27 protein-coding genes are annotated in these 26,827 nt (G+C 56.0%); 16 read left to right on the top strand and 11 right to left on the bottom strand.

What is annotated here, in order from left to right:
- Nucleotides 1-7 precede the first annotated feature (7 nt).
- Together mgrA and SJY32_RS13115 are read left to right on the top strand one after the other, a co-directional pair.
- Nucleotides 8-1,039, top strand: coding sequence for an L-glyceraldehyde 3-phosphate reductase (gene mgrA / locus SJY32_RS13120; protein WP_376876110.1), 1,032 nt, complete (start codon nt 8-10; stop codon nt 1,037-1,039).
- Complete coding sequence (locus SJY32_RS13115) at nt 1,036-2,355, top strand: cytochrome-c peroxidase (protein ID WP_376876107.1); 1,320 nt, start codon at nt 1,036-1,038, stop codon at nt 2,353-2,355. The genes mgrA and SJY32_RS13115 overlap by 4 nt, the downstream gene beginning before the upstream one ends.
- Here SJY32_RS13115 and SJY32_RS13110 read toward each other — a convergent pair.
- Both SJY32_RS13110 and SJY32_RS13105 read right to left on the bottom strand, forming a co-directional pair.
- On the bottom strand, nt 2,352-3,800 hold the full coding sequence (locus tag SJY32_RS13110) for a CRTAC1 family protein (protein WP_376876104.1): 1,449 nt from the start codon (nt 3,798-3,800) through the stop codon (nt 2,352-2,354). The two genes, SJY32_RS13115 and SJY32_RS13110, sit on opposite strands and share 4 nt — an antisense overlap.
- A 65-nt stretch (nt 3,801-3,865) precedes the next feature.
- Complete coding sequence (locus SJY32_RS13105) at nt 3,866-5,140, bottom strand: ROK family protein (protein ID WP_376876101.1); 1,275 nt, start codon at nt 5,138-5,140, stop codon at nt 3,866-3,868.
- Nucleotides 5,141-5,348: 208 nt separating this feature from the next.
- Here SJY32_RS13105 and SJY32_RS13100 point away from each other — a divergent pair, with 208 nt between their 5' ends.
- The 5 genes from SJY32_RS13100 (at nt 5,349) to xylA (ending at nt 11,324) form a co-directional block, all read left to right on the top strand.
- The gene (locus tag SJY32_RS13100) at nt 5,349-6,371 is read left to right on the top strand and encodes a substrate-binding domain-containing protein (protein ID WP_376876098.1); all 1,023 of its coding nucleotides are present in this window, start codon (nt 5,349-5,351) and stop codon (nt 6,369-6,371) included.
- 123 nt (nt 6,372-6,494) lie between these two features.
- The gene (locus tag SJY32_RS13095) at nt 6,495-7,817 is read left to right on the top strand and encodes a sugar ABC transporter permease (RefSeq protein ID WP_376876095.1); all 1,323 of its coding nucleotides are present in this window, start codon (nt 6,495-6,497) and stop codon (nt 7,815-7,817) included.
- Between the two features lie 11 nt (nt 7,818-7,828).
- A complete protein-coding gene (locus SJY32_RS13090; protein ID WP_376876093.1) occupies nt 7,829-8,590 on the top strand; it encodes an ATP-binding cassette domain-containing protein in 762 nt (253 codons plus the stop codon).
- Nucleotides 8,590-10,023 carry a xylulokinase gene (xylB, locus tag SJY32_RS13085; RefSeq protein ID WP_376876090.1) on the top strand — a complete coding sequence of 478 codons (1,434 nt, stop codon included), beginning with the start codon at nt 8,590-8,592 and terminating at the stop codon, nt 10,021-10,023. Before SJY32_RS13090 ends, xylB begins: the two co-directional genes overlap by 1 nt.
- Nucleotides 10,023-11,324: a xylose isomerase gene (xylA, locus tag SJY32_RS13080; RefSeq protein WP_376876087.1), complete on the top strand. Its 1,302-nt coding sequence runs from the start codon at nt 10,023-10,025 to the stop codon at nt 11,322-11,324. Before xylB ends, xylA begins: the two co-directional genes overlap by 1 nt.
- Here xylA and dnaQ read toward each other — a convergent pair whose 3' ends face one another.
- Genes dnaQ through SJY32_RS13060 form a run of 4 tightly spaced genes read right to left on the bottom strand, consistent with a single transcriptional unit; the run spans nt 11,325 to nt 14,044 of the window.
- Complete coding sequence (gene dnaQ / locus SJY32_RS13075) at nt 11,325-12,023, bottom strand: DNA polymerase III subunit epsilon (protein WP_376876084.1); 699 nt, start codon at nt 12,021-12,023, stop codon at nt 11,325-11,327.
- Nucleotides 12,016-12,612 carry a dephospho-CoA kinase gene (coaE, locus tag SJY32_RS13070; protein WP_376876081.1) on the bottom strand — a complete coding sequence of 199 codons (597 nt, stop codon included), beginning with the start codon at nt 12,610-12,612 and terminating at the stop codon, nt 12,016-12,018. The genes dnaQ and coaE overlap by 8 nt, the downstream gene beginning before the upstream one ends.
- Before the next feature lie 2 nt (nt 12,613-12,614).
- On the bottom strand, nt 12,615-13,451 hold the full coding sequence (locus tag SJY32_RS13065; RefSeq protein WP_376876078.1) for a shikimate dehydrogenase: 837 nt from the start codon (nt 13,449-13,451) through the stop codon (nt 12,615-12,617).
- Complete coding sequence (locus SJY32_RS13060; protein ID WP_376876075.1) at nt 13,448-14,044, bottom strand: Maf family protein; 597 nt, start codon at nt 14,042-14,044, stop codon at nt 13,448-13,450. The genes SJY32_RS13065 and SJY32_RS13060 overlap by 4 nt, the downstream gene beginning before the upstream one ends.
- Before the next feature lie 370 nt (nt 14,045-14,414).
- Between SJY32_RS13060 and SJY32_RS13055 the strand changes: the two genes are divergently transcribed.
- The 7 genes from SJY32_RS13055 (at nt 14,415) to SJY32_RS13025 (ending at nt 21,811) form a co-directional block, all read left to right on the top strand.
- Nucleotides 14,415-14,879: a CopD family protein gene (locus SJY32_RS13055; protein ID WP_376876072.1), complete on the top strand. Its 465-nt coding sequence runs from the start codon at nt 14,415-14,417 to the stop codon at nt 14,877-14,879.
- A 125-nt stretch (nt 14,880-15,004) separates the two neighbouring features.
- Nucleotides 15,005-16,288, top strand: coding sequence for a transcription termination factor Rho (gene rho, locus SJY32_RS13050; RefSeq protein ID WP_376876069.1), 1,284 nt, complete (start codon nt 15,005-15,007; stop codon nt 16,286-16,288).
- Nucleotides 16,289-16,314: 26 nt separating this feature from the next.
- On the top strand, nt 16,315-17,598 hold the full coding sequence (gene mnmE / locus SJY32_RS13045) for a tRNA uridine-5-carboxymethylaminomethyl(34) synthesis GTPase MnmE (RefSeq protein ID WP_376876066.1): 1,284 nt from the start codon (nt 16,315-16,317) through the stop codon (nt 17,596-17,598).
- A 12-nt stretch (nt 17,599-17,610) separates the two neighbouring features.
- Nucleotides 17,611-19,473 (top strand): tRNA uridine-5-carboxymethylaminomethyl(34) synthesis enzyme MnmG, encoded by a 1,863-nt coding sequence (mnmG, locus tag SJY32_RS13040; RefSeq protein ID WP_376876063.1) that lies wholly within the window; start codon nt 17,611-17,613, stop codon nt 19,471-19,473.
- On the top strand, nt 19,470-20,096 hold the full coding sequence (gene rsmG, locus SJY32_RS13035; protein ID WP_376876060.1) for a 16S rRNA (guanine(527)-N(7))-methyltransferase RsmG: 627 nt from the start codon (nt 19,470-19,472) through the stop codon (nt 20,094-20,096). Before mnmG ends, rsmG begins: the two co-directional genes overlap by 4 nt.
- Nucleotides 20,089-20,907: a ParA family protein gene (locus tag SJY32_RS13030; RefSeq protein WP_376876057.1), complete on the top strand. Its 819-nt coding sequence runs from the start codon at nt 20,089-20,091 to the stop codon at nt 20,905-20,907. Before rsmG ends, SJY32_RS13030 begins: the two co-directional genes overlap by 8 nt.
- A gap of 1 nt (nt 20,908) precedes the next feature.
- On the top strand, nt 20,909-21,811 hold the full coding sequence (locus SJY32_RS13025; protein ID WP_376876054.1) for a ParB/RepB/Spo0J family partition protein: 903 nt from the start codon (nt 20,909-20,911) through the stop codon (nt 21,809-21,811).
- Here SJY32_RS13025 and SJY32_RS13020 read toward each other — a convergent pair whose 3' ends face one another.
- The 5 genes from SJY32_RS13020 to rph are packed head-to-tail and all read right to left on the bottom strand — an operon-like array spanning nt 21,812 to nt 25,010.
- A complete protein-coding gene (locus SJY32_RS13020; protein ID WP_376877735.1) occupies nt 21,812-22,165 on the bottom strand; it encodes a YbaN family protein in 354 nt (117 codons plus the stop codon). It lies immediately after the preceding gene.
- Nucleotides 22,165-23,322, bottom strand: coding sequence for a radical SAM family heme chaperone HemW (hemW, locus tag SJY32_RS13015; RefSeq protein WP_376876052.1), 1,158 nt, complete (start codon nt 23,320-23,322; stop codon nt 22,165-22,167). The genes SJY32_RS13020 and hemW overlap by 1 nt, the downstream gene beginning before the upstream one ends.
- Entirely contained in the window at nt 23,319-23,690 is a 372-nt protein-coding gene (locus SJY32_RS13010) for a RidA family protein (RefSeq protein WP_376876049.1), read from the bottom strand. Before SJY32_RS13010 ends, hemW begins: the two co-directional genes overlap by 4 nt.
- 1 nt (nt 23,691) lies before the next feature.
- Nucleotides 23,692-24,300, bottom strand: coding sequence for an RdgB/HAM1 family non-canonical purine NTP pyrophosphatase (rdgB, locus tag SJY32_RS13005; RefSeq protein ID WP_376876047.1), 609 nt, complete (start codon nt 24,298-24,300; stop codon nt 23,692-23,694).
- Entirely contained in the window at nt 24,297-25,010 is a 714-nt protein-coding gene (rph, locus tag SJY32_RS13000; protein WP_376876044.1) for a ribonuclease PH, read from the bottom strand. Before rph ends, rdgB begins: the two co-directional genes overlap by 4 nt.
- Nucleotides 25,011-25,160: 150 nt before the next feature.
- Here rph and hrcA point away from each other — a divergent pair, with 150 nt between their 5' ends.
- Complete coding sequence (gene hrcA / locus SJY32_RS12995; RefSeq protein ID WP_376876041.1) at nt 25,161-26,222, top strand: heat-inducible transcriptional repressor HrcA; 1,062 nt, start codon at nt 25,161-25,163, stop codon at nt 26,220-26,222.
- 47 nt (nt 26,223-26,269) lie between these two features.
- Nucleotides 26,270-26,791: a nucleotide exchange factor GrpE gene (locus SJY32_RS12990; RefSeq protein ID WP_376877732.1), complete on the top strand. Its 522-nt coding sequence runs from the start codon at nt 26,270-26,272 to the stop codon at nt 26,789-26,791.
- The last annotated feature ends 36 nt before the right edge of the window (nt 26,792-26,827 follow it).

Raw genomic sequence — 26,827 nt, 5'->3', positions numbered from 1 at the left:
GAAAACCATGTCTTATGTTCCCGCGCAGGACCGCTACACGCGGATGCCTTATCGAAAATGTGGCAAATCTGGCCTAAAGCTTCCCGCGATTTCGCTCGGTCTGTGGCACAATTTCGGGGAAGATACCCCACATTCGACCAAGCGCGCGATTTGTCAGGCCGCGTTTGACAACGGAATTACCCATTTCGATCTCGCGAACAATTACGGCCCTCCCGCAGGCAGCGCCGAGAGCGCGTTTGGGGAGATTCTCCGCACGGACTTCGCCGGTTATCGGGACGAGTTGATCATTTCGTCAAAGGCCGGTTACCGGATGTGGGATGGCCCCTACGGCGAATGGGGCAGCCGCAAATATCTCATCGCGTCCTGCGATCAATCGCTGAAGCGAATGGGGCTGGATTACGTCGATATTTTCTACTCGCATCGCTTCGATCCAGAGACACCGCTTGAAGAAACGATGATGGCTCTGGATCACATTGTGCGGTCCGGTCGCGCGCTCTACGTGGGGATTTCGTCGTATAACTCGGCGCGCACCCGTGAAGCAGCTGCGATTTTGACGGAGCTTGGGACGCCCTGCGTCATTCACCAACCCAGCTACAATATGCTTAATCGCTGGGTTGAGACCGACGGGCTCAAGGACACATTGCAAGATCTGGGGATCGGATCGATCGCCTTTACACCTCTTGCGCAGGGGATGTTGACCGGCAAATACCTCGGCGGCATTCCAGATGGCAGCCGCGCGGTTCAGGGGAAGTCGCTAGATCCCGCAAAGATTACACCCGAGGCCGTGGAGAACATACGCGCCTTGAACGACATCGCAAAGCGCAGAGGGCAGACCTTGGCACAGATGGCCATCGCATGGGTTCTACGCGGTGGCGGGATCACGACGGCGTTGATCGGCGCATCGAAACCCGAGCAGGTGATCGATTGCGCAGGGGCGGTTGGAAATCTCGAATTTACCGATGCAGAACTGGCCGAAATCGATCAACACGCGGTCGACCAACCCATCAACCTTTGGGCAAAATCATCGGAAACCGAATGACCCGCGCAGCAAGCTTAACGTTTTTAGCGTTCCTCGTTGCTCCTATTGCGGCGCGGGCCGAATTCCCCGCGCCGCTCACGGATGCGGATTACGCACCTGTCTCGGTCATGGAGGCCAAGCTAGGCCAGTTGCTTTTCTACGATGCCGTGCTGTCTGGAAACCGGAACATTTCCTGTGCGACCTGCCATCATCCGAAATTCGGGACATCCGACGGGATGAGCCTCGGGCTCGGTGAGGGTGCCGCGGGGCTCGGTCCGGCGCGATATGCGTTGAACGAAAATACCCCAGAGCAACGCATACCGCGCAACTCTCCCGCGCTTTTTAACCTCGGCGCAAAGGAATTCACCATTCTGTTCCACGATGGCCGCATCGGCGTTGATCCGACACGGCCATCGGGTCTCCGGACGCCGATGGAAGATGAAATGGTAACGGGATTCACGTCCATTCTATCGGCGCAAACCATGTTTCCAGTGCTGTCCGGCGATGAAATGGCGGGGCACTATTCGGAAAACGATGTTGCGAAGGCTGTTCGCTCGGGGCGGATTACAGGATCGGGCGGCGCTTGGGACGTCATCGCGAAACGGGTCGCGGAATTGCCCGACTATGCCTCCCAATTCGCGGCGGTCTACCCCGAGATTGCTGCGGGGCGCGCCATTGGTTTCACGGATATCTCCAACGCAATCGCGGCTTTTATCGAATTTGAGTGGCGCTCGGACACAAGCCCGTTTGACGCGTGGCTCGCAGGGAAGGCCGACCTCTCACAAGACGCGGTCGCGGGGGCAGAATTCTTCTATGGCGATGGCGGATGCGCAACTTGCCACGCCGGGGCTTTGCAAACAGATCACGATTTCCATGCGATGGCGGCGCCACAAATCGGGCCAGGAAAGGCCGAAAGGTTTGAGAAACACTCGAACGACGAAGGCCGAGGCCGTGTCACGGGGCGGGCCGAGGATCGTTTCGCGTTTCGGACACCGTCATTGCGGAATGTGACCGCCACCGGTCCGTGGGGCCACGCCGGCGCCCATACCAACCTTGCGCAATTCCTACGAGATCATGCCGAACCACGGGAAGGCCTCAATCGGTTCACGCGGCCAACTCTGCCCGACCTGCCCAATACAAAGCCGGATTGGGTGGTTATGGACGATCCCGCGAAACGCTTCGAGATTGCGCAAGCGGCCCCGGTAGGCGAGGCACTCGACGAAGCGAGGATCCGCGAACTCATGGCGTTTCTGGGAGCCTTAACGGACCCCTCAGCAATTGAGGGCCGTCTCGGGATCCCCGAGGCAGTGCCAAGCGGCCTACCGATTGAACGTTAGTCGCGTACTATTTTATTGAGCGCGCCGATCTTCACCGGCTGCCAATGTGTCGTGGTCTGGTCTGGCCAGATCACGCGCATCTCGGCGGAGGCGGCATTCCCAAGCCCGAAGTGCAGCGGCAGCGCCTTCCCCCCCGCGTGTCCACCACCCACAGTGACTTCAACGGACTGGACGAGGTCACCGGTCCGCACCTCAACCCACGCACCGACGGCATTTGGATTAACGCCCGTCTGTTTCGGCTCTATCTTGGCCCAAACACCTGTTTCTGGCGTCGCGTTGCGCCAGATCTCCATCGGCGCGCGTCGATTGACGACGACAATATCCAGCAATCCATCAGCGTTCAAATCAAGCAAGGCCGCACCACGTGAGCGTGCGACGCTCGCAACACCAGCGGCGGCGGCGACCTCAACGAATGTCCCATCGGACTGCTGCATTAAGAGATTATTGGGATCGTTTATCGCATTTGACGGCATTTGATCGACATTACCCTTAGCGATAAACAAATCAGCACGGCTATCGTTGTCGATATCGCCAAACTCGGCATGCCAGCCTGTGGCGGGGCGCCCATCATCTCCGATAAATGGGCGTTGAGCATAGGTGCCGATCGAGAAGGGCGCATTCTCAAAGTGGTCACCCCGATTGAACTGCAAAAGCTGATCGCCCATAGAGGTGGTCATCACTTCCGGTAAACCATCACCTGTGATGTCATGGCTGGCGATTCCCATACCCCAAAGTGAGATATGCGGCCAATCTTCACGCTCAATCAAAGGCGAGAGTTTGAACATCTGCTCATATCCGCCACGCACATAGTAATGACGATCATTCGAGATACGTAATTCCGGAGTTCCCGCCCGACGCCAATCCGAAATTTGCATCGATAGCGCGCAGTACCCCGGTGAAATCGTCTCTATTTCAGGATATTCAGAGCCATTAGGCCGGATCAACTCCGATGTGTCACACGCCTCGAAGGGGCCGTCGGGATCGTTCCGATCGACGTAATTCCCAAATGCAAGCGTCGGGAGTATCTGCCCAGTTTCCCACGTCGCGGCGAATGCCGCTGTCCATGCATCACGGGGCGGCAGGGCAAGAGCGCCCCGCCCGACCTCAAACGCGCAATTTCCCAGACCTCGGAGAATGACATTCTCGCCCACGCGCAGAACCACGAGATCCATCTCGCCATCACTGTCGATATCGATCGGGTAGGCGCCGGTGACATGCGTCAGGAGCTCTTGTGGGATATTAGCGAGCGCGCCGGTATCGAACCGAATGGCGTGCAAGGCCTCGGTTTGGTTCACGAACAACCGTGCCGATTGATCACCCCCTGCCGCGAAGAGATCAGGTCGAGCATCGTTATTGCAATCAAACGCAGCAACGCCGCCGCCGACAAAATGCTCCCATCCACCGGAATAAATATGCTCCACGGGGAGGCCAGATTGATCGTTCACGAACACAGGATCAGCAAAAACTGGCTCTAAACAGGCAAAAACAGCGAGTACTGCCGGACACCACCTCATGCTGCGAGATCCCGCGAAGCGCCTAAACGGCTTTCCGTGACTTCATGCAACGCCAAAGCCGCGGCGCCATGCGCCCACAAAAGATCACCCCAAGCATGGGTTTCAATATGAGGTCGCGCGCGGCCCGTTTGGAGAACCATATTACCCATCTCAGCGAAGGTTTCTTTCGCGTAGAGATAATCGTAACGCATGCGTTCCCCTGACAGGATGATAAATTCAGGATCAAAAATATTGATCACATTGGCCAATCCCAAAGCGAGATACCGACCCGCCCGATGGAAGATCGACCGCGCGGCGGCGTTGCCTGCTTTGGCGTGATCGTACAAGCTTTCCAGCAGGATTCCTGTGGATTGCGTGTCTCGATTTGGAAGGTTGAGCGCTGTTTGAGCTTCGCGGACCAGCGCGTAATCGGCGACGTAAGCTTCAAGGCAACCGCGCTGGCCGCAGCGGCACAGAGCGCCATCGAGTTGAACTTTCGTATGCCCCAACTCCATCCCCATCCCACGCACGCCGCGGAAGAGACGGTGGTTTAGAACAAACCCCATCCCCAAGCCATGCTCGATTGTGACTACGGCAAAATCCGGCAAGCTTCGTCCGGCCCCAAACCAAAGCTCGGCCAAAGTAACGAGATTGGCGTCATTATCGACATGGACTGGAATCCCAATGCGTTCAGACACAATCCGCGCGAGTGGGACATGGGTTTCTTGCAAAACGGGGGACCAATGCACCACACCAGTCGGGCAATCAACGAAACCAGGTACGCCAAGACCAACGGCGGTCAGCTGTTCGCGTGCGATCCCCGCCTTCCGGCACACCCGCTCAAGAAGTTCCTCCGTAGCATTTGAAAGATCAGACGTTGCGAGGGCGTTAGGGATACGGGTAATCGCCTCATCCGCGAGGAGGTTTCCCGCGAAATCGACGATCACGGCTGTATGCTCACGATCCGATAGCTTGATACCGGCGACAAGATGCGCGGTTGGTTTCACGCCAAGCGCCACCGCTGGCCGGCCACGAACCGTGTCGGTTTCACGCAGCGCTGCGACCTCTTGCAGGTAACCCGCCTCGATCAATTCCGACGTTATTGTCGTGACAGACGCAGGGCTAACGGCGAGATCCTTTGCGAGCTGAACGCGCGCGATCGAGCCTGCCGCGCGAACGCGCTCGAAGATTTGCTGCCGCAGCGGGCGAGCGGTTTCAGAGAGCGAGGAAATCAGCGGGCCACAACCGGGGGCCCCGCGACCAAGCCGCAATGGTGAAATACCGTCGTCCATTTGTTCACCACCCTAACTAAAAGTCGTCTTTTTCATGCTGCATCTGCACATTATTCGCTGCAGTGCGGCTAATTTTCGGTATTTAACCCTGCATATCGAGTTTCATACGTCATTTTTATTTTGACAACTGAATTTAATCAAGGATAACTTGAGCTATCTCGGCGGAATGTCGAGCAAGGGTCGTTGTGGGCCCATACGGGAGGAATACATGAATAAGATCATTCTCGCCGCTGTCGCTTTGACAGCAGGCATGGCAACTTCTGCATATGCTGAAATGACCGTGGGCGTATCCTGGTCGAACTTCCAAGAGGAGCGTTGGAAGACCGACGAGAGCGCAATCAAGGCCGCTTTGGAAGCGGGCGGCAACAAATATATCTCCGCTGATGCGCAGAATTCGGCCGCAAAGCAGCTTACCGATGTGGAAGCGCTGATCGCACAAGGTGCGGATGCGTTGATCATCTTGTCGGTCGATAAGGATGCCGTAGGGCCCGCCGTCGATAAAGCTGACGCGGAAGGGATTCCGGTCGTCGGGTATGACCGCCTCGTGGAGGACGAGCGCGCGTTTTACCTGACCTTCGACAACAAAGGCGTCGGTAAAATCATTGCAGAAAGCGTTATGGCGGCACAGCCAGAAGGCAATTACGCGATCATTAAAGGCGACAAGGGTGATCCCAATGCCGCCTTCCTTCTTGAAGGCATGATGGAAGTCATCGGGCCGGACGTTGAGGCCGGCAAGATCAAGATCGTCGGTGAGAGCTTCACCGATGGCTGGAAGCCTGACAATGCTCAAAAGAACATGGAGCAGATCCTCACCGCGAATGACAACATGGTCGATGCGGTTCTGGCCGAGAACGACGGTATGGCCGGCGGCGTAATCGCTGCGCTCTCCGCGCAAGGCCTCGCTGTTCCGGTTGGCGGTCAAGATGGTGACTTGGCGGCGCTGAACCGTGTTGCACGGGGCACCCAAACTGTATCCGTTTGGAAAGACTCGCGTGTTCTCGGAAAAGCAGCGGCAGATATCGCGGTTGCATTGGCCGAAGGCACCGAAGCCTCATCCGTTGAGGGCGCCGTGAAATGGTCCGGCGGTGAGAAGGGCGTTGAAATGAACGCGATCTTCCTCGCTCCGACGCCAATCACGCAAGACAACCTCGATGTTGTCATCGACGCAGGCCAAATCTCGAAAGAGGAAGCCTGCGAAGGGGCTGCTGCTGGTGTGAAGGCCTGCGAGTAAGCACAGCATCGGCGCCCTGCTTTCAGGCGGGGCGCCAATCTATCGCCACCGCGATACGAACTCAGATCCGATGCGGCGCGGCCCGTTAGATCTCCCATCATTCAGAGAAATTCGGCTCATCTCATGTCCCAGACACCCTCGACACCTTCTCCAAAGGCTGGCGGGCAAACGCCCAATGTCTTTTCGCGCTTCATGCGCGCCACCGAAATCGATCCGCGCATGCTCGGCATGGTTGCTGCGCTCATGTTAATCTGGGTGGGTTTTCACGTCTTTAGTATGGATGGCGGCGCGGGGACTTTCCTGACACCGCGCAACCTGTGGAACCTGTCGGTCCAAACGGCCTCTGTCGGGATCATGGCGACGGGGATGGTCCTCGTCATCATCACCCGACACATCGACCTTTCCGTCGGCTCGATCCTAGGTCTTTGCGCCGTGGTCATGGGGGTTTTGCAGACGCAGATCCTGCCCGAATTTATGGGCCTCGGGCATCCGCTGCTATGGGTTGTGGCCGCACTCCTCGGGATGCTGACAGGTGCGATCATTGGTGCTCTGCAAGGGGCGATCATCGCCTTCGGGAATGTGCCTGCCTTCATCGTGACGCTGGGCGGTTTGCTCGTTTGGCGCGGCGTGGCCTATCTGATGACCAGTGGAAAAACCATTTCCCCCCTCGATCCGACATTCACGCTTCTGGGCGGCGGGCCAAATGGCGCGGTTGGCGCCACGGGTAGCTGGATCGTAGGTGTGATCGCATGCATCGGAATTATCTGGATGCTGATCCACGGACGCCAGCAACGACGGGCGTTTGAATTTCCGCTACGGCCAAAATGGGCCGAATATGTACTCGGTTTGATGGGTTGCGGCGTTGTAATCGGAACGGTGCTCCTCGTGAACGCCTACCCTTGGCCGCGCGGCATCATTCGCCGCTACGCCGAAGCAAACAACATCGAAATTCCCGCCGAAGGCTTGTTCATCTCGCATGGCTTCGCACTTCCCGTTCTAATCCTTGCCGGCGTCACGATTGTTATGACGATCATGATGACCCGCACGCGCTTTGGCCGCTATGTCTTCGCGATTGGCGGAAACCCTGATGCGGCGGCTCTCGCCGGGATCAACACCCGCTGGATGACCGTAAAAATCTTCGCCTTGATGGGATTCTTGTGCGGCCTGTCCGCAGTCGTTGCCTCGGCACGCCTTAATTCCGCTACGAACTCGCTGGGCACGTTGGACGAACTCTACGTCATCGCCGCAGCGGTTATCGGCGGCACATCGCTCGCTGGTGGTGTCGGTACGATTTACGGCGCGGTTCTAGGAGCGTTCGTCATGCAAAGCCTTCAAGCGGGCATGGTTCTCGTCGGATTCGATAGCGCCATGCAACAGATCGTCGTCGGGCTTGTCCTCGTCGTCGCCGTCTATCTCGACACACTCTACCGCCGTAACCTCAAGTGAAAGGGCCTGACATGACACAGCAAAAGGGCGCTCCGCTCGTCGAGATGAAGGACATCTCGATTTCGTTCGGCGGGATTAAAGCGGTTGATAAGGTCTCAATCGATCTCTACCCCGGTGAAGTTGTCGGGCTTCTGGGGCATAATGGCGCGGGCAAATCCACGTTGATCAAATGCCTCTCGGGCGCATATGGCATGGATTCTGGCGAGATTTTCATCAACGGTGAAAAGGCCGAGATCCGCAATCCACGTGACGCGCGCAGCTATAACATCGAGACGATTTACCAGACGCTTGCGCTCGCAGACAATCTGGATGCTGCATCCAATCTATTTTTGGGACGCGAATTGGTGTCGCGCGCGGGCTTTGTTGATGATGCCCGGATGGAGGCCGAAACGCGCAAGATCATGGCGCGCCTCAATCCGAATTTCCGTAAATTCAACGCGCCGGTCTCATCGCTTTCGGGCGGTCAGCGCCAATCGGTCGCCATTGCACGCGCGGTCTATTTCAACGCCAAAATCCTGATCATGGATGAACCGACCGCCGCTTTGGGTCCGCAAGAAACCCAAATGGTGGCCGAACTCATCCAAGAGCTGAAATCGCAAGGTCTAGGTATCTTCTTGATCGAGCACGATATTCACGCGGTGATGAACCTTTGTGATCGGGCGAGCGTGATGAAGAACGGAGAGCTTGTCGGCACCGTGAATGTCAACGAAGTCACCGACGAGGATATTCTGGGAATGATCATTCTGGGCAAGAAGCCTGCTGGGAAAGCTTGATGTTTATCGGTTTGGATATGGGGACATCGGGCATCAAAGGTGTCTTGATGGATTCCGATCAAAATGTGGTGGCGGAGGCGACATCGCCTCTGACCGTCTCGCGCCCTTTCGATGGCTGGTCGGAACAAAATCCCGCCGATTGGGTGGGGGCGGCGGAGTCCGTCCTTGCCGCACTGGGAGAGCACGGGCTTGGCGATGTGCGCGCCATCGGACTCTCGGGGCAAATGCACGGCGCGACACTTCTTTCGGCTTCAGACGACGTTCTTCGTCCCTGTATTCTTTGGAACGACACCCGCTCACATGTTGAAGCCGCGGACCTAGATGGAGACCCTGAATTTAGGGAAATTTCCGGAAATATCGTTTTCCCCGGCTTCACGGCGCCGAAGCTTCTTTGGATCGAAAAGCACGAGCCCGAGATCTTCGAAAAAGTTGCGAAAGTGCTGTTGCCCAAGGACTATCTGCGGTTCTGGTTATCGGGTGAGCATGTTGCGGAAATGTCCGATGCGGCGGGCACAAGCTGGCTGGATGTTGGCGCGCGCGATTGGTCCGATACCTTGCTGAAAGCGTCGCACATGCGGCGGGATCAGATGCCGCGTCTGGTGGAAGGCTCAGAAATCTCTGCCAATGTCCGGCCCGCGATTGCCGCGCGTTTTGGCTTGCCACGAGATGTGATTATCGCAGGCGGTGCGGGTGATAACGCGGCTGCGGGAATTGGGCTCGGCGTGGTTCGCGCAGGAGAGGCGTTCGTGTCCTTGGGAACCTCAGGCGTCCTGTTTGCCGCAAATGATGGCTATCAACCCGATCCGGCGACCGCAGTGCACACGTTCTGTCATGCGCTTCCCAACACATGGCATCAGATGGGCGTTATCTTGGCCGCAACCGATGCGTTAAATTGGTTCGCGCGGATCGCCGGTCGGGATGCGGCGTCGCTTACGCAAGGTCTCGGCGGTTTGCAGGCGCCGACGAAAACGAGGTTTTTACCTTACCTCGGCGGAGAGCGCACACCGTTAAACGATTCCGCGATCCGCGGGGCGTTTGTCGGGTTGGAGCATGCGACGGACACGGATGCGATGACCCGCGCGGTCTTGGAGGGCGTCACCTTCGCCTTAAGAGATTGTCGGGACGCATTAGCGAAAACCGGAACCAAGATTGACACATTGATCGCGGCGGGCGGCGGTGCAAGGTCGCGCTACTGGGTTGAGGCGATCGCGACTGCACTCGACACGCCGGTGTCGCTTCCTGTTGCTGGCGATTTCGGCGGTGCTTTTGGTGCGGCGCGTCTCGCGCAGATGGCCGCCTCGGGGGGCGGTGCTGAGCTCGCTCAAAAACCTGTAATTTCATCAGTAATAGAGCCTGTTTCGGCGCTCACTTCTTCATTCAACGAGGGCTTCGCGCAGTATAAAGCGGCAGCCCAAGCTATTCGGGGACTATGATGACGACCTTCTTCAAAGACATTCCGCAAATTTGCTTTGAAGGTGCCCAGAGCACCAACGAATTTGCTTTCCGCCACTACAATCCCGAAGAAATCGTCCAGGGGAAGTCGATGAAGGACCACCTTCGGTTCGCCGTGGCCTATTGGCACAGCTTTGCGTGGCCCGGTGGTGATCCCTTCGGTGGGCAAACATTCGATCGCCCGTGGTTCGGAGATAGCCTCGATCTGGCGAAGCTGAAAGCGGATGTCGCATTCGAAATGTTCGATATCTTGCAGGCGCCCTATTTCTGCTTCCACGATGTTGATATCCGCCCCGACGGGAATGATTTCGCCGAGAACACGCGCAATCTTGAGGAAATCGTTGATTACATTGGCGAGAAAATGCAGGGCGGTTCTACGAAACTGCTTTGGGGCACGGCGAATCTGTTCTCGCACGAACGCTTCATGTCCGGCGCCGCAACCAACCCTGATCCCGATGTATTCGCATTCTCGGCTGCAACCGTGAAGACATGCATGGATGCGACCATGAAGCTTGGCGGTGAGAACTATGTTCTTTGGGGCGGTCGTGAGGGTTACGAGACGCTCTTGAATACTGATTTGACGCGCGAAGCCGATAATATGGCGCGCTTTCTATCCATGGTTGTCGATTACAAACACAAGAAGGGCTTTAAAGGGGCGATTTTGATCGAACCAAAGCCGCAAGAGCCGATGAAACATCAATATGACTACGATGTGGCTACGGTTTACGGCTTCCTCAAGCGTTTTGGCTTGGAAAACGAGGTCAAGGTCAACATCGAACAAGGCCACGCAATCCTTGCCGGACATAGCTTCGAACACGAAATCGCTATGGCAAATTCCCTAGGCATTTTCGGATCGATCGACATGAACCGCAACGATTACCAGTCTGGTTGGGATACTGACCAATTCCCAGACAATGTTCCGGAAATGGCGAAAGCGTATTACGAGATCCTGCGCGGGGGTGGCTTTACCAGCGGCGGCACCAATTTCGACGCCAAGGTACGTCGTCAATCGATTGATCCAGAGGATCTCATCCTTGCTCATGTCGGCGCGATGGATACCTGCGCGCGCGCGCTTAAATCAGCTGCGGCGTTGTTGGAAGACGGGGGTTTGGAAGCGGCGCGGGATACACGCTATGCAGGTTGGGAGACAGCCGATGCGAAGGCGATGCTTGGCTCCGACCTTGAAAGCATCGCGGCTACGGTCGCGGCTAAGGGCATCAACCCGAAGCCTCGCTCCGGTCGGCAAGAGCGGCTTGAAAACCTCTGGAACAGGTTCGTCTGATCAGGAGTATTTCAGCCAAATCGCCGCTTCGCCCATCTTGGCTACCAAGTCACCATGGGCGGAGCGCTCCTCCTCGGTCAATCGAGAGGGCAACGGCGTCGGACGCGGAGTTGGCCGCCATGCAGTGTCGATCTGCATGGCCGTTTTTTTCTGCGCGGGCGCGTTGGAAAGCCCGAAATCAGGCTGACGGCCACCAATCAGTTCCAAATAGACTTCTGCAAGGATCTCGGAATCGAGCAGTGCTCCGTGCAAAGTGCGCGACGAGTTATCGATGTTGAACCGACGGCAGAGCGCGTCAAGCGATGCGGGAGAGCCCGGGAACTTACGGCGCGCGATCATGAGCGTATCAACCGCGCGGTCATTCGGTATTTTTGCAAGACCTGCCTTTTGCAGCTCGAAATTCAGGAATTTCATGTCAAACGCGGCGTTGTGGATCACGAGCTTGGCATCGAGACCGATAAAATCGAGAAATTCCTGCCCAACAGCTGCGAATTTCGGCTTATCCGCCAGAAATTCTTCGGAAATGCCGTGAACATTGAAAGCATCCACGGGCATATCGCGCTCGGGATTGATATACTGGTGATAGGTCTTACCTGTTGGCATGTGATTGAGCAGCTCAACCGCCCCAATCTCAACGATCCGGTGGCCTTCGGAGGGTTCAAAACCTGTCGTCTCGGTATCTAGAACGATCTCACGCATTCCGTTTTTCCCTTAGCTCTTGGATCAGGTGTCGCACGGCATGGCGGGTGGCTTCAAGGTCGACCGTCTCGATAATATAATCTGCGCGGCGGCGCTTATCTTCGTCGGAAATTTGGCGCGATAAGATGAAATCAAGCTGTGCCTCTGACATACCAGCTCGTTCGAGAACGCGGAGACGCTGGACACTCGCCGGCGCAGTGACAACCAACACCGCATCGACCATCTGTTCGGCCCCAGTCTCAAAAAGGAGCGGGATATCCAATAGGACGATCGGCGCGGCGCGATGCTCTGTCAAGAACGCAGACCTGAGCGCGGTTGTAAGCGGGTGAACGATCGCTTCGAGGCGGGTTAGAGCCGTTTTGTCGGACGCGATGATCCGCTTGAGCGCCGTACGGTCAACCGCTCCTGCCGCAACCGCCTCAGGGAAGCAGGCAGCGATCAAGGGCACGGCGTCGCCCCCAGCGGCATAGAGGCGGTGCACGGCCGCGTCCGCATCCCATACGGGAATGCCCTCCTCAACGAACATTCGGGCGGTCGTCGACTTCCCCATTCCGATCGAGCCGGTCAATCCAAGGATAAATGGCGGCATAGCTATGCGCTCAAGACAACGTCGCGCAGCGCCTCTGTGACGTCAGGGCGCTTGCCAAACCAACGCTCAAACCCGGGGGTTGCTTGATGCAGGAGCATCCCCAAGCCATCGACGATCAAGCAACCGCGCTTTTCGGCCTCAACCAAGAAGGGCGTCCGCAATGGCGTATAAACGATGTCACACACAGTCGCGGACGGGCTCAGCGCGTCAAGCGGCACGTCAAAAGGGTCCTTGCCCGCCATGCCAAGCGATGTCGTGTTCACGACCGTCGTAGCGCCCTCCAGCATATCACCAGCGTTATCCCAATCGTAGACGGTGAGCGTGCTACCGAATTCAGCTTGGAGTGCTGTAGCGCGGGCACGTGAGCGGTTTGCGAGGCGAATTTCGGGAGCGCCTAACTCGATCAGCGACGAGATCACCGCGCGCGAAGCGCCGCCCGCTCCGAAGATGGCCGCAGGGCCCGTTTTTGGGTCCCATTTAGGGGCATATTGCTGAATATTGGCGATAAAGCCGTATCCATCGGTGTTATCCGCCTGCATGCGCCCATCGGGTAGAAACGTCAGGGTGTTCGCCGCGCCAATCACCGCTGCGCGATCGGTTACCACATCCGCGAGCGCCAATACGGCCTCTTTATGCGGCAACGTAACGTTAAGCCCGACGAAGCCCGCCTTAGGGAGAGTTTTCAACACATCTGCAAGATCCGCAGGATCAATATCCATAGGGATATAATATCCTTTAATCCCATACTCTTGCAGCCAATGGCGTTGTAAGATGGGCGAACGGGAATGGTGGATGGGTGATCCGATAACGCCAGCGAGAGGAATACGATTTGATTTCATGTTGTCAGATCTCCACGGGCGCGAAGCCAGTTCAGGAATTCAGTGAGCGGTAGGCCTAGGACCGAGAAGTAGTCTCCTTCGATCTTCGAGAACAAACGAACACCTTCTTCCTCAAGCTTGTAACCGCCAACTGACCAGCGGATGCTATCCCAGTTTCGGTCGACATATTCAGCGATAAACGGCTCAGAAAGCGGATGCATGTGCAAGCGGACCTCGCCAATATGGCGCCATAATGGCTTGCCATCTTGGTACACCACCACTGCCGACAAAAGGCGATGAATCTGCCCAGATAGCGCCTTAAGCTGCTCGCATGCTTGGGGTTTATCGATCGGCTTTGAGAATATTTTCCCTTTTAAAGCAAGTACTTGATCCGCACCGATGACGAGATCTGCCGGGTTTTTGAGCGAAATTTTTTGAGCTTTCATTTCCGCCAAGGCATCGGCCACATCTCGCGGCGAGGCGCCCTCCGCCTCAAGCGATAAGCGGATCATGTCCTCGTCGATGCGCGCAGGTCGTACATCGGTTTGTAGGCCCGCATTGCGCAAAAGTTGCGCGCGGATCTCGGAAGCAGAAGCGAGGATGAGGCTGTGCATGAGTGTGTGGATAAACCTTGTTCAAATTTAGGGGCAACTGGTGCCGAAACCGAGGGTTCGCTGATATCCCCATACTATGTCAAGCAACGCAGGCGATTTTCCACCTGTGGGAGAGGACAAATGGCTTCTGTGGATAACTCCGGATGGGGCGGAAATCTGCAAGATATCCACAGAAGAACAAAGACAGATTTTCGCCTTATTTATAGGCGCAAAATCGACTACTCACAGAACTATCCCACAGCCCGAGCCCTGTGTACAATTTGGTTGATGAAATAGTAATCCACATTACCCACAGGCCCTACATAATCATCAATCTTTTAATATACTTATTTTATTATTAAGAGGTCGAGGTCAGTAGCCGGAGGACCCCATGACCGATTTCCTGCTTTCCGCCTATCCTTGGATCAAGTCGTTCCACGTCATGTCCGTCATCGCTTGGATGGCTGGCTTGTTCTATTTGCCCCGACTTTTTGTTTACCATGTCGAAGGACTGAATAAGGCCGGTGTGACACCCGGCGGCGAAATGGATCTGCTGTTTCAACGACAAGAACGCCTTTTGCTGAAAGCCATTATGAACCCCGCGATGATTGCGACTTGGGTGGCTGGTCTTGCGCTTGTTGCCACGCCGGGGATCATCGATTGGACGGCCGTCTGGCCTTGGACGAAGGCTGTGAGTGTTATCGCGATGACAGCTTTCCACATGGTGCTCGGCCGTAATCGGAAGGCCTTCCTTGCCGGTCAGAATGCCTATACGGGGCGCCAATGGCGGATGATGAATGAAATCCCGACGGTTTTGATGGTTGTGATCGTGCTGTCGGTGATCGTGAAGTTCTAAGTTTTGTTGACTCCGGCAAGCTAGGTCGATATCTGCCGATTAAGCCTAGGTCGTCCGACCGTCAGGTTTTTCCGTTTTGACATCTTCTCGCGCCTCGATCGGCGCCCCGACATGGTGGATTTCCCATGACCATTGCCATTAACGCCGAGCGTTTGAATCTCGCTGATTTGAAAGCAAAAAGCCCTGCGGAGCTGCTGTCTCTGGCTGAGGAATGGGAAATCGAGAACGCGTCCACGATGCGCAAAGGCGAGATGATGTTCTCGATCCTCAAAGAGCATGCCGATGAGGACTGGGAAATTGGTGGCGACGGCGTTCTGGAGGTTCTGCAGGACGGATTCGGGTTCTTGCGCTCCACCGAAGCGAACTATTTGCCGGGTCCAGATGATATTTATGTCTCGCCTGACATGATCCGTCAGCATTCCTTGCGTACGGGCGATACCGTTTCTGGTGTGATCCGTGCGCCTGGCGAGAATGAGCGTTACTTCGCGTTGACCACGGTTGAGCAGATCAACTTCCAAGATCCTGAGCGGGCACGCCATAAGGTTGCTTTCGATAACCTCACGCCGCTTTATCCCGATGAACGTCTCAAAATGGAGATCGAGGATCCGACGATCAAAGATCGTTCGGCTCGGATCATTGATCTTGTCTCGCCCATTGGTAAAGGTCAGCGGTCGCTGATCGTGGCGCCTCCGCGGACGGGTAAAACCGTTCTGCTTCAGAATATTGCGCATTCCATCGCACAAAATCACCCTGAGTGTTATCTGATCGTATTGTTGATCGATGAACGCCCAGAAGAAGTTACAGATATGCAGCGTTCGGTGAAGGGTGAAGTTGTGTCCTCCACGTTCGATGAACCGGCAACGCGCCACGTTGCGGTCGCAGAGATGGTTATCGAAAAGGCGAAGCGGCTCGTCGAGCACAAGCGCGATGTGGTGATCTTGCTCGACTCGATTACGCGTCTTGGCCGCGCTTTCAACACCGTTGTCCCATCGTCAGGTAAGGTTTTGACGGGTGGTGTCGATGCGAATGCCCTTCAACGTCCAAAGCGGTTCTTTGGTGCGGCGCGGAATATCGAGGAGGGCGGCTCGCTGACGATCATCGCGACGGCTTTGATCGATACTGGCTCGCGGATGGATGAAGTTATCTTCGAAGAATTCAAAGGTACGGGTAACTCCGAGATTGTCTTGGATCGTAAGGTTGCTGATAAACGAGTCTTCCCTGCGATGGATATTCTTAAGTCCGGAACGCGGAAAGAAGATCTATTGGTTGAGCAGAAGGACCTGCAAAAGACGTATCTGCTGCGTCGTATTCTCAACCCGATGGGGACGACAGACGCTATCGAGTTCCTGATTTCGAAGCTCAAACAGACCAAGACCAATGGCGAGTTCTTCGACTCAATGAACGGATAAACCTGTTATAATTCAGGGGTTTAACATTGGAAACGATCTTCGCATTGGCGTCGGCTCGTGGCAAAGCCGGCGTGTCGGTTATTCGTATCTCGGGCCCGCTTGCTTTCACGGCCGGCCGCGCATTAGGCGGGGAATTGCCCACGGCACGCGTCGCGGGGTTGAGAAAACTGCGCATTGGCGATGACTTTCTCGATGAGGCGGTCGTGATTTGTTTCGAGCGCGGGGCGAGCTTCACAGGTGAGGAAGTTGTTGAGTTCCACATTCACGGGGCCATCGCGACGGTGAGCGCAGTTCTCGCGGCCTTGGGTGGGCTGTCGTATCTGCGGTTGGCCGAACCGGGTGAGTTTACACGCCGCGCTTTGGAAAATGGTCGCCTGGACCTCGCACAGGTCGAAGGGCTTTCGGACCTCATAGAGGCAGAGACGGAAGCACAACGAAAACAAGCGCTTAAAGTTTTGTCTGGCGCCGTCGGGAAAGTCGCGGATCGTTGGCGCGCAGATATGGTTCGAGCGGCGGCGCTGATCGAGGCGACAATCGATTTTGCTGATGAGGATGTCCCTGTAGATGTCTCCCCTGAAGTAATGACCTTGGTGGATGGCGTTACAGCGGATATCAAAGCGGAAATCGGCCGGATTTCTGCATCTGAACGTATCCGCGAGGGGTTCGAAGTTGCAATTGTCGGTCAGCCAAATGCCGGAAAATCGACGCTTTTGAACGCGCTTGCGGGGCGCGACGCCGCGATTACATCTGAATTTGCAGGGACGACTCGGGATATCATCGAAGTTCGCATGGATTTGGGTGGTATCGCTGTGACATTGCTGGATACGGCCGGGCTCAGAGAAACAACTGATATTGTTGAGAAAATTGGGATTGATCGGGCGATTTCGAGAGCTGAGCTGGCTGACCTTAGGATTTTCTTGATTGACGACGGTGAGGTGCCTCTCTTGCAGCCTGTCGGCGACGATCTCGTGGTGCGTGGTAAATCAGATCTTCGTGGCTCAGCTGAGTTATCCGTTTCGGGTAAAACCGGTGAGGGGTTGGATCGCCTCATAGCTGAGATTACCCGCATTTTAGGTGCACGCGCTGCAGGCGCTGGTGTGATGACACGGGAGCGGCACCGAGTCGCGATGAAATCTGCGTTACGGGCTATGGAATCAGCGCGGAATGAGGTAAAGCTGGGCGGCGATAGGGCTGAGATGGCCGCTGAAGATCTTCGTACCGCTGTGAGGGCACTCGAATCTCTTGTGGGTCGCGTTGATGTCGAGCACCTTTTAGATGAAATTTTCTCGAGTTTCTGTATCGGGAAGTGAGGAGTGTTTCACGTGAAACATTTTGACGTAATTGTTGTTGGTGGCGGGCACGCCGGCACCGAGGCCGCGCATGCAAGCGCGCGCATGGGCGCCCGCACGGCACTTGTCACACTACGTGCCGATACTATCGGTGTCATGTCTTGTAACCCCGCAATCGGTGGCCTGGGTAAAGGTCATCTGGTTCGTGAAATCGATGCCTTGGATGGCGTGATGGGCCGTGCCGCAGATGCTGCGGGCATTCAGTTCAGGCTACTCAACCGTCGAAAAGGCCCTGCGGTTCAGGGTCCGCGCGCTCAGACAGATCGACGACTGTACCGCGAGGCCATTATGGAAATGACCTTGGTACAAGCTGATCTTGAGGTCATCGAGGGCGAAGTGAGCGACCTTTTGGTGTCTCAGGGGTCGGTAGGTGGCGTTAAGCTCTCCGACGGCTCCGAAATAGGTTCCGATTCCGTTATTCTCACGTCCGGTACCTTTTTAAACGGGGTCATTCATATCGGTGACCAGCGTAAATCCGCTGGACGGATGGGGGATAAGCCTTCAATTGATCTAGCAAATCGCCTTCACGCGCTGGGTTTGCCGATGGGCCGACTTAAAACTGGGACACCGCCAAGGCTGGATGGGCGCACGATCGATTGGGCACAGCTCGAGACCCAGCCAGGTGATGATGATCCTGTGCTATTCTCATTCTTGAATAAAAAGCCCATTGCTAGGCAGGTCGCCTGCGGCATCACGCATACTAACGAGAAGACACACGATATCATCCGCGAAAACTTGAGCCGTTCAGCGATGTATGGTGGCCATATCGAGGGTGTTGGTCCCCGATACTGCCCTTCTATCGAGGATAAAGTGGTGCGTTTCGCCGATAAAACGTCGCATCAAATTTTCCTTGAGCCGGAAGGATTGGATGACCATACAATTTATCCGAACGGGATTTCGTCATCATTGCCTGTCGACGTTCAAAGCGCTTACGTTCACTCCATTCGTGGTTTGGAAAACGCAGTTATCCTGCAACCGGCATATGCGATTGAGTATGATTATGTTGACCCCCGTGCGCTAACGTCATCGTTAGAGCTGCGCGATCTTACCGGGCTATATCTCGCTGGGCAAATCAACGGAACAACAGGATACGAGGAGGCTGCTGCGCAGGGGATGGTAGCGGGCCTGAATGCCGCTGCACGATCAAAGAATCGCGCGCCAATCCATTTCGCTCGATCATCTAGCTACATCGGCGTGATGGTTGATGATCTGACAACGCGCGGAGTTACCGAGCCGTACCGTATGTTTACTTCGCGCGCCGAGTTCCGCCTTTCGTTGCGGGCCGATAATGCTGATCAGCGCCTAACGCCGCTTGGTATCGAAGTTGGTTGTGTCTCGGATCTTCGCACAGAAGCATTCAGTAAAAAGGCGGAGGCGCTGGCATCAGGCAAGGAACTCCTTGATTCAATTCAGTTCACGCCAAAACAGGCGCGCGAGGCGGGAATTCAGGTTAACCTCGATGGCGCTAAACGCTCGGCATTTACTCTCTTGTCTTTCCCTGACGTGACAATGGTTCAATTGGCGCATGCCGTTCCCGATCTAAGTGTGTTGGATGTTGATGTCGCGGAGCAACTCGGGCGCGACGCGCTTTACGCGACCTATATCGAGCGGCAAGCCATCGACATCGCGAAGCTTGAACGCGACGAAAACTGGAAAATCCCAGAAGATTTTGACTACGCGCCGCTGTCAGGCCTTTCAAATGAACTCAAGCTAAAGCTCTCGCGGGCACGCCCAAATGACTTAGGGCAGGCGCGCCGGATCGATGGGATGACTCCCGCCGCGTTGACCCTAATCTTGAGCCGCTTACGCCATCTTTTAAAGGAAAAATCAGCGTGACATCAGATTCAGAGCGTGAGTTCGAGCTGGCTCTCAATGTTTCACGTGAAACAATCGAGCGACTGAAAGTCTATGAAACACTTCTGAAAAAGTGGAATCCGCGTATAAACTTGGTTTCATCGTCCACATTGGATACAATTTGGTCGCGTCACTTCCTTGATTCCGCGCAGATCTTTGGTTTGGTCCCAGACTTTAATCACTGGGCCGATTTAGGAAGTGGTGGGGGTTTCCCGGGCTTGGTTATCGCAATTTTGGCGGCTGATAGGCCATCGCCGCCTAAAGTTACTTTGGTGGAGTCAGATCTTCGGAAATCGGCATTCTTGTCGACGGTCGCGCGCGAAATTGGGCTAAATGTCGACGTCCGCGCGGAAAGGATCGAAACTATTTATCCGCTTCGGGCGTGCGTCTTGAGCGCGAGAGCTTTAGCGCCCTTGGACAAATTGCTTGAGTTTACGGATCTGCATCTGAAAGCAGACGGTGTCGCGGTGTTCCCCAAGGGGGGGCAATGGCGTGCCGAACTTGCAGAGGCCCAGACTCATTGGGAATTCGAACTTGCGACGCACAATAGCAAAACTGAAAGTGCGGCAGCCATTCTTACGATTAAGGGAGTAAAGCGTGTCTGACCTGACTCGCCCTGCGGCGCCACGAGTTATCGCGATCGCAAACCAAAAAGGAGGGGTCGGCAAAACGACGACCGCTATTAATCTCGCTGCTGCGCTCGCGGAGATTGGCAAGCGTGTGTTGTTGGTAGACCTCGACCCGCAGGGGAATGCGTCAACAGGTCTTGGCATTGAGCCAACTAACCGCCACAAGACGACATATGACCTGCTGTTAGAGGACGCCGCGCCTGTTGATGTTATCCAGCAAACTGCGGTTGATGGCTTGTTTATTAGTCCCGCAACGATCGATCTCTCGTCGGCTGATATGGAGCTCGTCTCCAACGAAAAGCGCAGCTTCCTTTTGCATGACGCCCTGCGCCAGGTCGCTATGGACGGCTTCGCCCTCGATTATATTTTGATCGATTGCCCGCCATCTCTCAATCTGCTGACCGTAAATGCTATGATTGCGTCGGATTCGGTGCTCGTTCCGCTGCAGGCAGAGTTTTTTGCACTTGAGGGTCTGTCGCAACTTATGCTGACAATTCGGGAGGTACGGCAATCGGCCAACCGTCACTTGCGGATCGAAGGTGTTGTTCTGACAATGTATGACGTCCGCAACAACCTTTCGCAGCAGGTTGAAGCAGACGCGCGCGCGACATTGGGGGAGGTTGTGTTCCGCACGATGATTCCACGAAATGTCCGGGTTTCAGAAGCGCCATCTTATGCTATGCCAGTGCTGACGTACGACACTGCGTCTCGTGGCGCTGAATCGTACCGTGCGTTGGCTGCGGAATTGATTTCGCGCCGAGAGGCTCAACTTCGCAAGGGAGCATAAAATGTCTGACAAGAGAAACGATCGTCGCGGGTTGGGTCGAGGCCTATCCGCACTTATGGCAGATGTCGCGCTTCCTGAATCCAATGAGGCAGCCTCGGCCGAGCGCCGTGCGGATATGCGTGTTCCAATCGAACGGATCGAACCGAACCCCAATCAGCCGCGCCGCGATTTTTCGCGCGAGGCGATTCAAGAGCTTTCGGAGTCCATTCGCGAAAAGGGGGTTATTCAGCCACTGATCGTTCGCACGCACCCGACGAAGGCCGATCATTTTGAGATTGTCGCCGGCGAGCGTCGTTGGCGGGCGTCTCAAATCGCCCAGCTTCACGAATTGCCCGTTATTTTGCGTGAATTTGACGACACTGAAGTGCTCGAAATCGCAATTATCGAGAATATTCAGCGGGCGGATCTCAACGCTGTTGAGGAGGCGTTGGGGTACCGTCAGTTGATGGAGCGGTTCGGTCATACCCAAGAAAAGCTCGCGCAGGCTTTGTCCAAAAGCCGGAGCCATATCGCCAATTTGATGCGCTTGCTTCAGTTACCGGACGATGTACAGCTTATGCTTCGCGAAGGCAAAATCTCGGCCGGTCACGCTCGCGCGCTCATTACGGCTGAGAATCCACTTAAGCTTGCGCACGAAGTGATTGATCGTGGGCTATCGGTTCGTGAGACTGAGAAGCTTGCTCGTGATGCTCAAGAGGGTGGCGTTAAGCCGAAATCAAGTAAGGCGACGTCGCGTTTGCCAGAAAAGGACGCTGACACGCGAGCATTGGAGGGCGATATTTCTGCAGCGCTCGGGATGAAAGTGGCAATCGACCACGCCGGAGAGGGCGGGAAGCTATCCATCTCCTACAATTCTCTGGATGACTTGGACGGACTTTGCCAGCTTCTCAGCCGCGGTATTTGATTAAGATTCTGGCCGTGTCCAGATGAAAGCTGTCACCAGCCCAAGCGTAACAGCTTGGGCTGCAATTATTTTTAGGGGCAGGTCGAGAAAGATCGAAATACTGAAGGTCGCCATAATTGATAGGCTGGCCAATCCCTTGGCTTGTCGTGAAATTGCGCCTCTCTCGTTCCAATCGACAATTGATTTACCGAATTTTGGATGCGAAAGGAGCCAGTGATGCAGCCTTTCCGAAGACCGAGCGAAGCAGAATGCCGCCAGCAGCAAGAAGGGAACTGTGGGTAGGAGTGGTAAAAAAGCGCCAATCACGCCGAGGGCGAATGCAATCAGGCCACCACAGAGCCACAGCGCGCGAATCACGGCATCAACTCACGGATCACGGCATTCAGGACTGCTCTACCTGAATCTGTTGCGGTGACGCGATCATTCATGAGGGTTAAAAGCTCCATGCGCTCTAGGTCGAGCAGGGTGTCCCGTTTCAATGGCTGCCCTGCGAGCGCCGCGTAGCGCGCTGGATCCAGACCTTCCGTCAGGCGTAGGTTGAACAAAAGAAACTCTGTTGCCTGCTCATCCAAGGGCAATGCGCTCCGATCAATCTCGCCGCTGCCGTGACGCTCTACTCTCGTGAGCCACGCATCAGGTGACTTTTCCGTATCGGTTGCGATCCGTTGCCCCGCCAAAGTTAATCGACCATGTGCCCCCGGACCGATGCCCGCATAGTCTCCATAGCGCCAATAGACTAGGTTGTGGCGGCTCTCACACCCATTTCGGGCGTGGTTGGAGACTTCATAGGCGGGGAGGCCGGCTGCGGCACAGATGTCTTGTGTCACCAGATACATATCTGCGGCGGTGTCATCTGTCGGTAAGCCGCGTAATTTTCCGGATGCATGACGCGTTCCAAACGCCGTGCCGTCCTCAATGGTAAGCTGGTAGAGTGAAAAGTGGTCGACGGCCATTGCTAAAGCTTCGTTCAACTCACGCCGCCAATCGCTCAGGGTCTGATCTTGGCGCGCGTAGATCAGATCGAAGCTGACACGGTCGAAATTGTTGCGCGCGATATCGAAGGCTTTGCGGCCCTCTTCGACACTATGCATGCGGCCTAGAGCCTTTAAATCCCGATCATTCAGGGCCTGCATTCCCATCGAAATGCGGTTAACGCCCGCCTCGGAATATGCCCTAAACCGCCCCGCTTCGATACTTGTGGGGTTCGCTTCAAGCGTGATTTCGACGTCATTCGCCAACACCCAAGTATCGCGGATGCGTGCGTTGAGAACTGCGACGAGATCAGGCGACATTAACGAGGGCGTTCCGCCACCGAAAAAGACCGAATTCAGCAAACGGCCTTCCGTTAACCTACCGACGCGGTCAATTTCAGACAGGAGCGCCGCCTGCCAGCGTTGTTCGTCAACCGTTGCAGAAACGTGACTGTTGAAATCGCAATAGGGGCATTTGGCGGCGCAGAACGGCCAGTGAATATACAGGCCGAAGCCCCCGTTTTTCCAATCGTCGCTCATTTCATGGCCGTCACTTCGATTTCGATGAGCATCTCGGGACGAATAAGCCCTGCGATTACCATCGTAGCAGAGGGCCGAATGTCTCCCAATGTTTCTGATAGCACGGGGGCCAGCTCGTCCAAGAGCGTCGCGTCGGTGAGAGTATACTGAGCCCGAACGATGTCTGTCATTTCAAAGCCGGCCTGTGATAGTGTCGTTTCGATCGTTACGAAAGCATTCCTAGCCTGTGCCGCAATCCCCTCTGGCATCTGCATGGATGCGTAGTCGTAGCCGGTAGTGCCAGACAAGAAACACCACGATCCCTTAACCACAGCGCGGGAGTATCCCATCGTTGCTTCGAATGGCGACCCAGAGGAAATGCGGCGCATATTATACCTCGAAACAGGTGATGAGTTTACGGAACGCGTCGGCGCGGTGGCTGATTTCGTTTTTCTTCACGGGGTCCATTTCCGCGAAGGTGATGTCAAAGCCCTCGGGCTGAAACATCGGGTCATAGCCATGCCCCAACGCGCCCCGCATGGGCCAAACCAGTTGGCCTTCAACCTTGCCCGCGAAAACCTCATCATGCCCGTCGGGCCATGCCAGCACCAATGTCGAACGGAAGCGCGCCGTGCGTGGTAGCGGGGCCTCAAGCGCCTCGCAGGCGTTCCACGTTTTGGTCATCGCCATGGTAAAATCCCGACCGTTCGGCGTTTCCGCCCAATCGGCGGTGTACACACCGGGGGCGCCATCAATGCAATCAACCTCGATACCGCTATCGTCTGATAGGGCGGGGAGGCCGGTCGCCTTAGACGCGGCATGCGCCTTAATCCGTGCGTTCCCGACGAATGTTGTTTCCGTCTCCTCCGGCTCAGGTAGGTTCATTTGCGCGGCACCGACGCATTCGATCCCGAATGGGGAAAGCAAGGCCCGCATTTCATCCAGTTTCCCTGCGTTATGCGTCGCGACGAGAAGACGCTTCTCAGAGAACTTTCTCATGCTGTGGCCGCCTTTTGTGCGGCGACGAGTTGCGCGACGCCCGCTTCCGCGAGATCCAGCAAGGCGTTCATTTGATCACGCGAGAACGTGGAGCCTTCAGCGGACATCTGAACCTCGATCAGCTTTCCGGAACCGGTCATCACGAAATTTCCATCGGTGCCTGCCTCAGAATCCTCGAGATAATCCAGATCACAGATCGCTTGTCCGCCATAGATCCCGCAAGACACCGCGGCAACCGGATCGACGAGGGGATCGGAGACGACAATGCCCGCCTTCATCAGCTTGTTCACCGCCAAGCGAAGCGCGACCCAGCCGCCGGTGATTGCTGCGCAACGTGTACCGCCATCGGCCTGAAGCACGTCGCAATCGACGACGATCTGACGCTCACCAAGTGCGACACGGTCCACACCGGCGCGGAGTGCGCGGCCGATTAAGCGCTGAATTTCCTGGGTACGGCCCGATTGCTTGCCCATCGCGGCCTCGCGGCGATTGCGCGAATGGGTGGAGCGCGGCAGCATCCCGTATTCTGCAGTCACCCAACCAAGCCCAGTGCCTTTCAGGAACGAAGGCGGGCGATCCTCAATGGTTGCCGTGCACAACACATGCGTTCCGCCGATTTTGATCAGGCAGGATCCTTCGGCATGTTTTGTCACGCCGGTCTCGATTGAAATCGTCCGCATCTCGTTGAGGGTCCGGCCGGAGGGGCGCATGGCAAATCCTTTCACAGGGTAAAATCAGGTGTATCCGGGCCAATTAGAGGTCGTCCCCTCAATGATGCAACCCTGAATGCCAGTTTACCTCGCAGCTGTGATTGACCTTCGCTGCCTTCCCCCGTTAACTCGCACCGAAGGGAACCTATGATGATGGACCAGAGCCGTATCCTGTGTGAGTTGAATGACCGCTCTCGCGAGGTCTTCCGCCTTGTTGTTGAGGGATATCTCGACAGCGGTGATCCCGTGGGGTCGCGGACACTTGCGCGATCGATGGCGGAAAAGCTTTCTGCCGCGACGATCCGCAACGTTATGAATGATCTTGAATATCTCGGGTTGCTCGGCTCGCCGCATGTGTCGGCGGGCAGGGTTCCCACACAGCTTGGTTTGCGGATGTTTGTTGACGGGTTGATGGAGGTGTCCGAACTCGGCGCACAAGACCGCGAACGCATTGACGCAACGATGGGCACGCCCGATCCGAATGTCGGCTCGCTACTGGATCGCGTCGGATCCGCGCTTTCAAACATGACACACGGCGCAAGCCTCGTTTTAACGCCCAAGATCGAAGCGCCGATTCGCCATATTGAATTTGTTTCGCTTGGCGTAGATCGCGCCTTGGTGGTTCTCGTCTTTGCGGATGGCCGCGTGGAGAACCGTGTGTTTTCGCCGCCCTTGGGACAGACGCCGTCGTCGATGCGCGAGGCTGCGAATTTTCTGAACGCACTCGCTGAGGGACGCACCCTGTCCGAGCTGCGCGATGAAATCACCATTCAGATCCGTGAGAGACGGCGGGAGCTCGACACGCTCGCGGCTGATCTTGTGGATAGCGGCCTTGCGCTTTGGCAAGACGAAGGAGAACGCCACGAGCGACTGATTGTCCGTGGACGGGCGAATCTAATCGGGCAAGAGATCGATCTTGAGCGAATTCGGTCGCTGTTTGACGATCTCGAACGAAAACGTGATATCGCAGAATTCCTTGATCTCGCCGAAGAAGGCGACGGGGTGCGCATTTTTATTGGGTCGGAGAACAAGCTTTTTTCACTTTCGGGTTCCTCTCTGGTGGTGTCTCCCTATATGAACGCAGATCGAAAGATCATCGGTGCGGTCGGTGTGATTGGCCCAACGCGGCTGAACTACGGGCGCATCGTTCCGATCGTGGATTATACAGCGCAGCTGGTCGGACGGATGGTGTCCGGTCGCGGCAAAGGATGAGACGCATGAGCGACAAGAAAGATGAGACTTTGAACGATCCAATGGATATGAACGACCCACTCTCGGAAGCTTACGATGCGGATGTGGATACGGGCGCGGAAGGCGAGCTTGAGGCGTTGCGCGCCGAGCGCGACGATTACCGCGACCGGTTCATGCGCGCTTTGGCGGACGCCGAGAACTCGCGCAAGCGCTCCGAGCGTGATCGCCGTGAGGCTGAAAACTACGGCGGCTCGAAACTTGCCCGCGATATGTTGCCAGTGTTTGACGCGTTGAAGCGCGCGCTGGATGCGGCTGGCGAAGAAGTTCGCGGTGCTGCACCGGCGTTGATTGAGGGCGTTGAACTCACCCAGCGCGAGATCCTCAATGTTTTCTCACGTCACGGGGTGAAAGCAATTGCGCCGCAGGTCGGTGATCGTTTCGATCCGCAGTCGCACGAGGCTATGTTCGAAGCGCCTGTTCCAGGAACGGTTGCGGGCGATATCATTCAGGTCATGGACGATGGCTTCATGCTTCATGATCGCCTTTTGCGTCCCGCCAAGGTCGGCGTCTCGTCAACGCCGAAATCCTGATCTGAAATCTCAGTTTCGCGCGGAGATCTTCGCGCG

It is taken from the genome of Albirhodobacter sp. R86504 (genome assembly GCF_042466415.1).
Classification (GTDB): domain Bacteria; phylum Pseudomonadota; class Alphaproteobacteria; order Rhodobacterales; family Rhodobacteraceae; genus Albirhodobacter.
The sequence above is the reverse complement of the archived record's forward strand: the minus strand, read 5'-3'. Positions and strand labels throughout refer to the sequence as shown.

Bases quoted from the DNA above. Each gene is read 5' to 3' on its own strand.
- xylA (WP_376876087.1), top strand. From the start codon at position 10,023: ATGACGACCTTCTTCAAAGACATTCCGCAAATTTGCTTTGAAGGTGCC.
- SJY32_RS13105 (WP_376876101.1), bottom strand. From the start codon at position 5,140: ATGGACGACGGTATTTCACCATTGCGGCTTGGTCGCGGGGCCCCCGGT.
- xylB (WP_376876090.1), top strand. From the start codon at position 8,590: ATGTTTATCGGTTTGGATATGGGGACATCGGGCATCAAAGGTGTCTTG.
- rho (WP_376876069.1), top strand. From the start codon at position 15,005: ATGACCATTGCCATTAACGCCGAGCGTTTGAATCTCGCTGATTTGAAA.
- dnaQ (WP_376876084.1), bottom strand. From the start codon at position 12,023: ATGCGTGAGATCGTTCTAGATACCGAGACGACAGGTTTTGAACCCTCC.
- SJY32_RS13095 (WP_376876095.1), top strand. From the start codon at position 6,495: ATGTCCCAGACACCCTCGACACCTTCTCCAAAGGCTGGCGGGCAAACG.
- SJY32_RS13060 (WP_376876075.1), bottom strand. From the start codon at position 14,044: ATGCACAGCCTCATCCTCGCTTCTGCTTCCGAGATCCGCGCGCAACTT.
- SJY32_RS13100 (WP_376876098.1), top strand. From the start codon at position 5,349: ATGAATAAGATCATTCTCGCCGCTGTCGCTTTGACAGCAGGCATGGCA.
- rph (WP_376876044.1), bottom strand. From the start codon at position 25,010: ATGCGCCCCTCCGGCCGGACCCTCAACGAGATGCGGACGATTTCAATC.
- rdgB (WP_376876047.1), bottom strand. From the start codon at position 24,300: ATGAGAAAGTTCTCTGAGAAGCGTCTTCTCGTCGCGACGCATAACGCA.
- coaE (WP_376876081.1), bottom strand. From the start codon at position 12,612: ATGCCGCCATTTATCCTTGGATTGACCGGCTCGATCGGAATGGGGAAG.
- SJY32_RS13010 (WP_376876049.1), bottom strand. From the start codon at position 23,690: ATGCGCCGCATTTCCTCTGGGTCGCCATTCGAAGCAACGATGGGATAC.
- SJY32_RS13115 (WP_376876107.1), top strand. From the start codon at position 1,036: ATGACCCGCGCAGCAAGCTTAACGTTTTTAGCGTTCCTCGTTGCTCCT.
- SJY32_RS13065 (WP_376876078.1), bottom strand. From the start codon at position 13,451: ATGAAATCAAATCGTATTCCTCTCGCTGGCGTTATCGGATCACCCATC.
- mgrA (WP_376876110.1), top strand. From the start codon at position 8: ATGTCTTATGTTCCCGCGCAGGACCGCTACACGCGGATGCCTTATCGA.
- SJY32_RS13025 (WP_376876054.1), top strand. From the start codon at position 20,909: ATGTCTGACAAGAGAAACGATCGTCGCGGGTTGGGTCGAGGCCTATCC.
- hrcA (WP_376876041.1), top strand. From the start codon at position 25,161: ATGATGGACCAGAGCCGTATCCTGTGTGAGTTGAATGACCGCTCTCGC.
- SJY32_RS13055 (WP_376876072.1), top strand. From the start codon at position 14,415: ATGACCGATTTCCTGCTTTCCGCCTATCCTTGGATCAAGTCGTTCCAC.
- hemW (WP_376876052.1), bottom strand. From the start codon at position 23,322: ATGAGCGACGATTGGAAAAACGGGGGCTTCGGCCTGTATATTCACTGG.
- SJY32_RS12990 (WP_376877732.1), top strand. From the start codon at position 26,270: ATGAACGACCCACTCTCGGAAGCTTACGATGCGGATGTGGATACGGGC.
- SJY32_RS13090 (WP_376876093.1), top strand. From the start codon at position 7,829: ATGACACAGCAAAAGGGCGCTCCGCTCGTCGAGATGAAGGACATCTCG.